The organism is Achromobacter sp. DMS1 (assembly GCF_001270295.1).
Window position 1 is genome coordinate 1 of record NZ_LHSJ01000290.1, and the last position, 8,974, is coordinate 8,974.

Sequence of the window (8,974 nt, forward strand, 5' to 3'; positions counted from 1 at the left end):
GCCTGGCGACCTGCACACGCTGGACCCCTCCGATCTGCTGCCGGACGGCCAGGCCTTCGGCGCCCTCGCCAAGGCCGACTACGATTCGGCGGACACCAGCCGGGGCATCAACGCGGCCCTGGCCGGCCAGCTGCGCGACCACACGTTCTGGCTGCTGCAGGCCGGCGCGCGCCGGGGGCACGAGCTGGGCAACCGCGCCGACGCGGGCGCCTCGGCCCCAGGCGCAGCGAGCCCACCCCGGCTGGCTATGACCAGACCAGCGTGCTGCTGAAGCTGCAGCAGCGCCTGGAGGGCGGCCACCGCCTGGGGCTGACCGGCGAAACCTTCCGGCGCAGGGAGCGGCTGGACAATCTGTTCCAGCAGGGCCCGGGCACCAGCTACCTGGCCGGCGCCAACACGGGAAACAAGGAAAACCGACGCGAGCGCGTGTCGTTCGACTATGACTACCGCGCACCCTCGGCGGGCGGCCTGCTCGATACCGCGCATGCGGTGGTGTACTGGCAGCGCACCACGCTGGACAGCGGCCTGGACGGCGTGCGGTCGGTGGACAGGCGCGCCTACGCATCTGCTGCCGGACGGCCAGGCCTTCGGCGCCCTCGCCAAGGCCGACTACGATTCGGCGGACACCAGCCGGGGCATCACGCGGCCCTGGCCGGCCAGCTGCGCGACCACACGTTCTGGCTGCTGCAGGCCCGCGCGCGCCGGGGGCACGAGCTGGGCAACCGCGCCGACGCGGGCGCCTCGGCCCCAGGCGCAGCGAGCCCACCCCGGCTGGCTATGACCAGACCAGCGTGCTGCTGAAGCTGCAGCAGCGCCTGGAGGGCGGCCACCGCCTGGGGCTGACCGGCGAAACCTTCCGGCGCAGGGAGCGGCTGGACAATCTGTTCCAGCAGGGCCCGGGCACCAGCTACCTGGCCGGCGCCAACACGGGAAACAAGGAAAACCGACGCGAGCGCGTGTCGTTCGACTATGACTACCGCGCACCCTCGGCGGGCGGCCTGCTCGATACCGCGCATGCGGTGGTGTACTGGCAGCGCACCACGCTGGACAGCGGCCTGGACGGCGTGCGGTCGGTGGACAGGCGCGCCTACGCGATCCCCGGCGACCCCTTCTACTACCGCTATCCCAGCGGCCCCTTCGGCCGCGGCAACTCCATCCGGCAGACGCTCTACGGCGTCGACGCCGAGGCGTCCAGGCGGCTGGGGTCCGGTTCGTTCCGGCAGACGCTGTCGGCCGGCGGCGAGTGGTTCGGCAACAAGACCGAGCAGCATTCCGGCGGCTACGACAATTGCCCCGCGCTGCCGCCCGGCCTGCCCGCGCGCCTGGGCCCGCGCCTGTGCGACATGCTGCACACCAACCAGGCCGACATGCCGGAATCGCGCGGCAGCCAATGGGCGCTCTGGGCGCAGGACGAGTTCGGTTTCGCCGAGGGCCGCTATACGCTCGCGCCCGCGCTGCGCTACGACCACTTCGAGCAGAAGCCGCGCGCGACCGCCGGCTACGCCAGCAACCCCAACGCGGGCCCGCTGCCGCCGTCCAACAGCGGCGGCCGTTTCTCGCCCAGGCTGCTGGCCACCTGGAGGGCGCGCGAGGCGCTCTCGTTCTACGCCCAGTACGCCTACGGCTTCAAGGCGCCCACGGCCACCGAGCTCTACACCAACTACGGCGGCCCCGGCACCTACCTGCGCGTGGGCAACCCCTACCTGAAGCCCGAAACCAGCCGGGGCTGGGAGCTGGGCGCCAACATGGGTTCCGGTTCGCTGGGCGGCGCGGTATCGTTCTTCGATAACCGCTACCAGGACTTCATCGACAAGGGCGTCTCGCTGGATGCCGGTTCGCCGCTGTGGCAGCCGGGCTGGGAAGACCTCTATCCCAATGGCGTGACCGGGGCCGTGAACCGGGCGCGGGTGCGCATTTACGGCGCCGAGGCCAGCGGGCACTGGAGGTTCGCGCCGGGCTGGCGCACGTGGGGGTCGGTGGCGTGGGCCGTGGGCAAAGACCAGGACACGGGGCGGCATCTGAATTCCGTGGCGCCCCTGAAGGCGATCCTGGGTCTGGGTTATGCCCGCGACGCCTGGGGCGTGGACGCCACGCTCACCACGGCGCTGCGCCGCGGCAAGGTCCAGTATCCCGACGCCGCCGCCAAGGCGCCCAATGCCGATTTCAAGGCGCCCGGCTACGGCGTGGTCGACCTGAGCGGCTACTGGCAGCCGGCGCCCGTGCGCGGCCTGCAGGTGCGGGCGGGCGTCTTCAACCTGTTCGACAGGAAATACTGGGAGGCGCTGAATGTGCCGACCGCGGGGCCCATGGCGCTGCCGCGTCCGGTGGACTGGTACACGGAACCGGGCCGCAGCGTGCGCGTCTCACTGAGTTATCGGTACTGATCCGCCAGGGGGCCGCCGGCCCCGTGCCGGCGGCGGTTTCGCAGCAGTTATATTTCAGGCCGGAGGGCCACTGAACATGAGCGAACGAGATTTCGAAAACCGCGCGGCGGCGCTGCGCGCCCGCCACGACGCGCTGGCCGCTTCGCAGCCCAGGCTGCGCGCACGCAACGCCGCCCAGGCGCTGGGCGTGTCCGAAGCGGAATGGGTGGCGGCGGGCTGCGGCGGGTTGCGGGCCACGGCCTTGCGGGGCGCGCCCGATGCGCTCGCCCCGCAGGCCATCTTCCGCGAACTGGGTTCGCTGGGCGAGGTCATGGCGCTGACCCGCAACGACTGGTGTGTGCACGAGCGGCACGGCCGCTACGAGGACATCCAGGCCGAGGGGCCGGTGGGCCTGGTGCTGGGGCCCGACATCGACCTGCGGGTGTTCTTCTCATGCTGGAAATCGGCCTGGGCCGTGGAAGATGAGGGGCGCCAAAGCCTGCAGTTCTTCGACGGCGCCGGCGTGGCGGTGCACAAGGTCTACCGCACCGACGCCACCGACGCCGCCGCGTGGGACGCCCTGGTGTCGCGTTTCGCCGCGCCCGCGCAGTGGCCCGAGGTCCAGCCCTACGCGCCCTCCGACGAGGCGCAGCGCGTGGCGGACAGCGCCGGCTGGCGCGAAGCCTGGCTCGCCATGCAGGACACGCACGAATTCTTTCCGTTGCTGCGCAAGTTCAAGGTGTCGCGCCTGGCGGCGCTGGCGGCGGCGGGCGAAGACCTCGCGCAGCGCGTGCCTGCGGATTCGGTCGAGCGCATGCTCGAGTCGGCCGCCGCTTCCGGGCTGTCCATCATGTGCTTCGTGGGCAACCGGGGCATGATCCAGATCCACACCGGCCCCGTGCACAAGCTGCAGCGCACCGGCCCCTGGTACAACGTGCTCGACCCGAAGTTCAACCTGCACCTGAACACCACGGCCATTGTGTCGGCCTGGGTGGTCAACAAGCCCACTTCCGACGGCTGGGTGACGTCGCTCGAGCTGTACGCCGGAACCGGCGACCTCATCGCGCAGTTCTTCGGCGAGCGCAAGCCCGGCAAGCCGGAACTGCGCGCGTGGCGCGAGCTGATGCTGGGCCTGTGCGCCGCGCCCCTGGCCGCCTGAGGACGACGCCATGAAAACCTGGATGGCAATCGCGCTGGGCTGGGCGATGGCGGCGTGCGCGCATGCCGCGTCCCCGGAGCGCGTGGTGACGCTGGGCGGCAGCGTCACCGAAATCGTCTACCGCCTGGGACAGGAAAAGAAGCTGGTGGGAGACGATCTCTCCAGCCTCTACCCCGAGGCGGCAACCAAGCTGCCGCGCGTGGGCTATTACCGCGCCGTGCCGGTGGAGGGCGTGCTGGCGCTCAAACCCGACCTCGTTCTGGCCTCCGAGCAGGCCGGCCCGCCCGAGGCGCTCAAGCGCCTGGACAACGTGGTGCTCACGCCGCACAGCGCCGGCCGTTCGCCCGAGGCGGTGGAGAACACCGTCAGTCTCTTCCTGCAGAACGCCGCCGCCCACTTCGCGGGCCGCCCCCGTGCTCACCCCCGTGCCCGATGCGGGACACGGCGGATAGCAGCGTCCGCCGCGCCGGCGGGCAGGGAGCCTGCCGCCCTCAGTGCGAGAACAGCACCGGCACCGTCATGCTCTTGAGCACCGAGGCGGTGGCGCCGCCCATGGCCCATTCGCGCAGCTTGCTGTGGCCGTAGGCGCCCATCACGATGAGGTCGGCGCTGTGGTCGGCGGCCGTGTTGAGGATAGTGGCGCCGACGCCCACGCCGCGGATGTCGCGCCTGACGTGCCGCGGCTCGGGAACGCCATGCAGCTCGAAATACGTGGCCAGCTCGGCGAAGGGAATGGCGGGCTCGCGCGTCGTCGTGGATTCGCCCTCGTCCATGGTGAGCACCACGATCTCGCCGGCGTGCTTGAGCAGGGGCATGGCGTCGGCCAGCGCGCGCGCCGCCTCTCGGCTGCGGTCCCAGCAGTAGACGATGCGCTCGCCCACGCCCGTGAACGTGCCGCTGGAGGGCACCACGAGCACCGGCCGTCCGGCGGACAGCAGCGTCTGTTCCACGAATTCGATTTCATGGGCCGCGTCGGTGTCGCGAGGGTTTTCCTGGCTCAGCACGATGAGGTCGGCGGTGCGGCCGTACAGCGCCATGCACGCGCTGGGCGAGCTTTCGGCGCTGCGCACCGAAGCCGCCACGTCGGCCGCCGAAGCGGAGGCCAGGAAGCCGTTCTGCACCGCGGCGCGGTCTTCGGCCAGCACCTGCTTCATGACGTCGAGCGCGCGGGAAAGCAGCACGGATTCCCCGTAGTAATACTGCGGCGGGGCGGAACTGGCGTAGATGCCGAGCACCTCCGCCTTGTGGCGCCGGGCCAGCGCCAGGGCGACGGTGGTGCGGCGTTGGCAATCGTAACCCTGGTCCAGGTGCAAAGCGATGCGGCGGTACATGGCGGCCTCCTTGTCAGCGTCCATGCTCAAATGGTCGGACAGACCGGCGCCCGGCTTCTTGACCTGGATCAAGCGGCGGCGGCCCGAGGCGGGCGGGCGCATCCGGCCGCCCGCGCGTTGCGCAATCCGGCAATTTGTCCTGGGGACGGTCCGGCGGCGCGGGGAGGCTGNGCGCGCGCCGGCCTGCAGCAGCCAGAACGTGTGGTCGCGCAGCTGGCCGGCCAGGGCCGCGTTGATGCCCCGGCTGGTGTCCGCCGAATCGTAGTCGGCCTTGGCGAGGGCGCCGAAGGCCTGGCCGTCCGGCAGCAGATGGAGGGGTCCAGCGTGTGCAGGTCGGCCAGGCCGCCGGTCGCGCCCGAGCTGCCCGCCATGGCGTCGGCGCCGCGCAGGATATCCAGCCGCGACAGCATGTCGAAATCCACCGCCTCCAGCCCGCCCTTCACGCCGCGCGCGCCGTCGTCCAGCCAGGGCAGGCGCACGCCGTCCACGCGCGTGAGCACGCGGTCCTGGTCCAGGCCGCGGATGTTGATGCTGCCGCTCTGGCGGTTGAAGTTCACGCCCGGCTCGGCGCGCCTGCCCAGATCGCTCCAGCCACGGATCTGCAGCGCGTCCAGGCGCTCGCGGTCCGTGCTGGTCTGCCAGGCGGCCGGTTCCGGAGACTCCTCGCCTTCGACCTGTACCGGCGCAAGCTCGGTGACGCCGGGCTCGGGCGCCGGGCGCAGCACGTGGACGCCGCCGCCGCGGCGCTGGTCGCCAGGTCCGACCCTTCGAGCAGCCGGGCAAAACCCTGCGTGACGGTGTAGCGCCCCTCCAGAGCGGGCGCCCGGCGCGCGCCGACCAGGGCGGGATCAAACAGCACGGTGATTCCCGCGCTGTCGGCAAAGCGCGGCAGGCTGCCGGCCAGCGACCCGGCCGGAATGCGGAAGCTGCGCGCCCCGGCCCCGGCGCGCAGCCGCCTGGGCGAGGATGGGCGCGGCCGGCAAAGGCACGGCCGGCGCAGATGCGGCCGGCGCGTCGGCGACGCGCGCGGATGCGGCATGCAGAGGGAGCGCCAGCGCCGCGGCAGACAGCGCGAGCGCCGCATGCAGGGCCGGCCGCGAACGGGCGGGCCGGCGGGCGCGGGCGGCCGCCGGGGAAATGCCGCGCGAGCGGCGTGCGGGGAGATGAGCCATGGAAGGTCCTTTCGATCCAGCGGGTATCGGCAATTCGTTTGCCTCTACCCACCATGACCCGCCTGGGCACGAAACCTGACATAACAGGAACCATTTTTCTTTTCATTTTCGATTGAACCGCGGGGACGGATGCAGAATCAGACTCTTTCAAGCGCCCGCGGCGCGCGGCCCGACCGTGACCCAGTACGCGGTGCGATAGCGCACCTGCCACCGGCAGCGTGGCCGGCAAGGCGGCCAGCACCGCGTCGGTGTCGCGCAACTGGAACGCCCCGGAAATGCGCAGGCCGGCCACGGCCGGGTCGCAGCGCAGCAGGCCCGGCCGGTAGCGCCCCAGCTCGGCCAGGAACGCGCCCAGCTTCGCGGCATACATGCTGCGCGCCGCGCAGCCAGTCGACGGCGTGCGGGTCCGCCGCCAGCGGCTCCGACGCACCGCCGGCGGACAGGCTCGCCCGCATGCCCGCGGCCAGCGCCAGGGAAGGCCCGCGGGCCGGATCCAGCCGCAGCGCGCCCTCCTGCCACGGAGACGCCGCAGGCGCCGCGCCAGCAGCCGCACGCAGAAGCGCGCCTCGTGCGCGACGATGTCGCCCTGCGGCGCGCGCACGATGAACGGCCTCGCGGACGGCCCGGCATCGGCCACGGCGCGCACCGCGATCTCGCCCTCGCGCAGCCGCAGCAGCCGCCGCGCGCCGTCGAACCGGATGTCCACCGCGCTGCCGGTATTGAGTTCCAGGGTGGACCCTTCTGCCAGCGCCACCGAGCGCGCTCGCCCACGCCGGTGCGCAGGTCGGCGGTCCAGTCGAAAGGATCGGCGCGCCAGGCGGCCCAGGCCAGCGGCCCCGCGGCCGCCAGGGCCGCCAGCGTCTTGAGCGCCGCGCGGCGCGACGCCTGCGCGGGACGGTTCAGCGAGGCCATGCCCAGGCCGGCGGGGATGAGTCCCAGCCGCGCATTGACGCGCTGTGCGCGTTGCCATGCATGCTCATGCTCGGCCTTGCTGGCCCGCCATGCGTCGCAGGCGCGGACGTCGGCCTCGGTGGCGCGCGGCGAGTTCAGGCGCAGCAGCCAGCCGGCCGCCTGCCTTGCCGCGCCGGCGGTCCACGGGCGGCAGCCCGGCCAGGCCCGCCCTCAGCTCACCACCATGATGCATTGTTCCAGCCCCCGCGTAACGTAGCGATGCACCGACCGCAGCGAGACGCCGAGCCGCGCCGCGATCTCGGCGTGGCTCAGCCCCTCCAGCTGGGCCAGCAGGAAAGCCTGGCGGACCCGCGGCGGCAGGCCGTCGAGCATGTCGTCGATTTCGTTCAGGGTTTCGAGCAGGATGAGGCGCTGCTCCGCCGGGGGAACCTGCGCCGGCGGCAGCGCGGCCAGGGCCTCCAGGTAGGCCGCTTCCAGCGAACGGCGCCGGTGATGGTTGAGCATCAGCCGGCGCGCCACGGTGGCGAGGTAGGCGCGCGGCTCGCGCAGCGCCTCCAGCTCGTGCCGATGGCGCAGCACCCGCACGAAGGTGTCGTGGGCCAGGTCCGCGGCGTCGAAGGAATTGCCCAGCCTGGCGCGCAGCCAGTTGTGCAGCCATCCGTGGTGGGCGCGGTACAGCGCCTGGACGGCATCGCCAGAGGCGAACGCATGGTCAGCCAAAACACCCCCGAAAAACAAGTCAAATAAAAATCAATCTCATTCTAAATGGGAAGCGAGGGGAAACGTCAACCCGGGCGCACGGGCGGCGCATTTCGTGGCAGCATGCGTTTTTTTGCCGCCCTTCTCATGTCCCGCGCCGCCCGCCTGCTCGACCTGCTGCAAGTCCTGCGCCGCCACCGCCTGCCGGTGAGCGGGCGCGAACTCGCCGGCACGCTGGGCATCAGCCTGCGCACGCTTTACCGCGACATCGCGACACTGCAGTCGCAGGGCGCGCGGATCGAAGGCGAGCCGGGCGTGGGCTACGTGCTGCGTCCGGGCTTCACGCTGCCCCCGCTCATGTTCAGCACCGAGGAAATCGAAGCCCTGGCCCTGGGCGCGCGCTGGGTGGCGAAACGCTCGGACGCCCGCCTGGGCCAGGCCGCGGTCAATGCGCTGGCCAAGATCGGCGCGGTGCTTCCGCCCGGGCTGCGCGACGAAATCGATGGCACCCCGCTGCTCATCGGCCCGAGCTCCGCGGGCGTGACCGACCAGGTAGACCTGGCGCTCGTGCGCCAGGCCATCCGCGCCGAATGCAAACTGCGCATCGAGTACCGCGACGAAAAAGGCGTGGCCTCCACCCGCGTGATCTGGCCTTTCGCGCTGGGCTTCTTCGACAGCGTGCGCATTCTCATGAGCTGGTGCGAGCTGCGCGGCGATTTCCGGCATTTCCGCACCGACCGCATCGCGGCGCTGGAGGCCGGCGAACGCTACCCGCGGCGGCGGCACGCGCTGCTGCAGGAATGGCGCCAGCTCCAGCGCGAGCGGCTCGGGCAAGACGCGCACACTGCTGCCGGAAACTGACAGCGCGCCTGCCTAAGATGAACGCTCCTTCCCGCAACCGGAGCGCATCATGTCCCACTCATCCTCCATCGCCCCTGACGGAAACTATGTGCTGCTCTACGTCGACAAGCCCGAAGCCAGCGCGGCCTTCTACAGCGCGCTGCTGGCCCGCTCCCCCATCGAGCGCTCGCCCACCTTCGCCCTTTTCGCGCTGGACACCGGCCTGAAGCTGGGCCTGTGGTCGCGCCACGCCCGTGGAGCCGGCCCCGCCGGCCGGGCGGCGGCGCGGAGATCGGTTTCCGCCTGCCCGACGCCGACGCCCGTGAACCGCCGCCACCGCGACTGGAGCCTGCGCGGCCTGGCCTCCTGCAGCCGCCCACCGACATGGATTTCGGCCGCTCGTTCGTGGCGCTGGACCCCGACGGCCACCGGCTGCGCGTGTTCTCGCTCGCGCCGGAAATCGCCCAGGAGGCGGCGCCGGAGCTTGCCGCGGCCCAT

5 protein-coding genes and 6 pseudogenes are annotated in these 8,974 nt (G+C 71.8%); 6 read left to right on the forward strand and 5 right to left on the reverse strand.

Annotation, left to right across the window (positions count from 1 at the left end):
* The 4 genes and pseudogenes from AD428_RS29830 to AD428_RS26545 all read left to right on the forward strand — a co-directional run.
* Positions 1-271 (forward strand): hypothetical protein (locus tag AD428_RS29830; protein ID WP_369798818.1); only part of this gene is annotated, 271 nt, incomplete at its 5' end.
* A 285-nt stretch (positions 272-556) separates the two neighbouring features.
* A pseudogene (locus tag AD428_RS22670) lies at positions 557-2,384 on the forward strand (TonB-dependent hemoglobin/transferrin/lactoferrin family receptor); the annotation flags it as partial.
* Positions 2,385-2,460: 76 nt separating this feature from the next.
* Complete coding sequence (locus AD428_RS22675; protein WP_053246665.1) at positions 2,461-3,522, forward strand: hemin-degrading factor; 1,062 nt, start codon at positions 2,461-2,463, stop codon at positions 3,520-3,522.
* A gap of 10 nt (positions 3,523-3,532) precedes the next feature.
* A pseudogene (locus tag AD428_RS26545) lies at positions 3,533-3,835 on the forward strand (ABC transporter substrate-binding protein); the annotation flags it as partial.
* Positions 3,836-4,013: 178 nt separating this feature from the next.
* Here AD428_RS26545 and AD428_RS22685 read toward each other — a convergent pair.
* The 5 genes and pseudogenes from AD428_RS22685 to AD428_RS22695 all read right to left on the reverse strand — a co-directional run bounded on the left by AD428_RS22685 (position 4,014) and on the right by AD428_RS22695 (position 7,657).
* Positions 4,014-4,877, reverse strand: a complete 864-nt coding sequence (locus AD428_RS22685) for a universal stress protein (RefSeq protein ID WP_235490498.1) — start codon at positions 4,875-4,877, stop codon at positions 4,014-4,016.
* 147 nt (positions 4,878-5,024) lie between these two features.
* Positions 5,025-5,578: pseudogene (locus tag AD428_RS29150) on the reverse strand (TonB-dependent receptor plug domain-containing protein); the annotation flags it as partial.
* Positions 5,579-6,629: 1,051 nt separating this feature from the next.
* Positions 6,630-6,995, reverse strand: a pseudogene (locus tag AD428_RS29835) (hypothetical protein); the annotation flags it as partial.
* A gap of 38 nt (positions 6,996-7,033) precedes the next feature.
* A pseudogene (locus AD428_RS29840) lies at positions 7,034-7,084 on the reverse strand (hypothetical protein); the annotation flags it as partial.
* Between the two features lie 63 nt (positions 7,085-7,147).
* Positions 7,148-7,657, reverse strand: a complete 510-nt coding sequence (locus AD428_RS22695) for a sigma-70 family RNA polymerase sigma factor (RefSeq protein ID WP_053246667.1) — start codon at positions 7,655-7,657, stop codon at positions 7,148-7,150.
* Between the two features lie 126 nt (positions 7,658-7,783).
* Here AD428_RS22695 and AD428_RS22700 point away from each other — a divergent pair, with 126 nt between their 5' ends.
* Together AD428_RS22700 and AD428_RS25740 are read left to right on the forward strand one after the other, a co-directional pair.
* Complete coding sequence (locus tag AD428_RS22700) at positions 7,784-8,497, forward strand: helix-turn-helix transcriptional regulator (protein ID WP_053246669.1); 714 nt, start codon at positions 7,784-7,786, stop codon at positions 8,495-8,497.
* Positions 8,498-8,546: 49 nt separating this feature from the next.
* Positions 8,547-8,974 (forward strand): annotated as a pseudogene (locus AD428_RS25740) (hypothetical protein); the annotation flags it as partial.